Here is a 1,743-nt window from a genome sequence, read left to right on the forward strand (position 1 = left end):
GGGTTTAATGGGTTAGACTTTATTTTGGGTAAAGAGCAGGTTTTCGTGCTAGATGGTGGTGGCGAGAATCGCCGCCATAGAAGTTTCTTATGGATCTAAAAGAGCAGGTAAGTTGATCAAGCTATGTAGACACCAAATTAATATGTAATGGAAAAAGGGATTTTTGACGGTTATGTGAACAGGTAGGATTAGCAACTAGACATAGAGAATACCTATTATCAAAAGGGGGCTTCTTTAATGGAAAAAGAAAACTTACTACCTGTAAAATGTTCGGCGTGCAAAAAAGAATTGGACGCAATTGACTTGGTCATAATCAATGAATCACTTCAGCTGACGCATATTCAATGCCCGAATAAAGGAGAAATAGCAATTATTGATGTAGGATATTTTAATGCTGTATCCCGAAAATACCTGACCTGTACTCATGAAAAAGCCCTATTAAGTAGGGGCATGTAAATCTTTCTTTGCAATTGCATTGTGGCAGATTATGTACTGATTGTGTTTTCTTCCACTAACAGTGCTTTACTTCAATAACAAGGGTTGCTGCGGCAACCTTTTTTTCTTGTGGAACTAAAGGGGCAGGATACTTGAAGAGTGTTGTTTAACTTTTATTCAACAATTGAGCCAGATTGTTGGACATTATTTTTAATTCGCACTAAGTCTATCGGCGAAAAAATAAACATCTACACTTAGATTCATTACGGAGAACCATATCATTAATAACGGAGCGATTTTAACCATATCAGGCAAGATTGGCTTTTTAAATATTTAGGGTAGTACATTCATAGTGCAATAAAAAAGGTCTTAAGGCTAAGGTCTTAAGCTATAGCTGCAAATTCCTGCATATAATTCTATATTGAGAAAAAGGAAGGTGGGCTGAATATGGACATGTATGATCTCAGAAAAGCGATCCATTACTATCAAACAAAAATACAAGAAACGAATGATCCTTATTATTGGTTCTTTCTGGCTGATGCGCAGGTAAGAGTGGGATTAACAGACGAAGCACTGCAAACAATTGATAACGCCTTGTCATTCCCAAATCCGTTTCCTTCAAAGCAAGAGCTACTGGAAATGAAGGTGAAGCTCCAGCATTTTCTTTCAAGAGAAATGAATCAGAACAACCCTTCAATTGTAACTGAAAAGCGGGTAGATATTGACGGAGACGGTATAATTGATAATGTCCTTCTTACAGCAAATAAAACCCCTGATAGTCCACTATGGAAAAATATAACTCTTGTCATTCAAAATGGGCGAACAAATCACTATCAGCAATTCCCCTTAAAGGATAACCTCGGATACAACCCCACACTCTTTATTGGTGATTTTACAGACAACAAGGTGGATGATATTTTAGTAGTCATAGATACAGGAGGAAGCTCCGGTACAATTTATACGTATGTATTTTCTTATATCAACGGTCAAATGAGGCAGATTTTTAATTCTGATGAATTCAATGAAGATTATAAGTACAGTGTGACCTATCAAGATCAATACAAAGCGACTGTGATCAGTCATAAACTAAAAGAAAAGTACATACTTGAACTTACTTACAAGGGAAAAGAATATTTAACTGAAATTTATAATAAGAATGGTATTTTGAAGGCATCGATAGAAGGCTGGGTCAATCCTTTGTCCGGTTTATATCCGGTCGATTTTAACAGGGACGGTACATATGAGCTCGAAGCCTATCAGAGGATAGCGGGGAGGTACAATGCTGACTCACTCGGATTTGTACAGACC

At 37.1% G+C, this 1,743-nt stretch carries 2 protein-coding genes; both read left to right on the top strand.

Features of this window, described 5'->3' with window-relative positions; translation table 11 throughout:
* The first annotated feature begins 237 nt into the window (after positions 1-237).
* Complete coding sequence (locus AC1DUW_RS27745) at positions 238-456, top strand: hypothetical protein (protein ID WP_056524047.1); 219 nt, start codon at positions 238-240, stop codon at positions 454-456.
* Positions 457-1,074: 618 nt separating this feature from the next.
* Positions 1,075-1,743 (top strand): VCBS repeat-containing protein (locus AC1DUW_RS27750; protein WP_477644043.1); only part of this gene is annotated, 669 nt, incomplete at its 3' end.

The sequence above is a fragment of the Peribacillus sp. P4_C12 genome, assembly GCF_056402095.1.

Excerpts from the sequence above, each read along its gene's own strand:
- AC1DUW_RS27745 (WP_056524047.1), top strand. The coding sequence starts at position 238 with ATGGAAAAAGAAAACTTACTACCTGTAAAATGTTCGGCGTGCAAAAAA.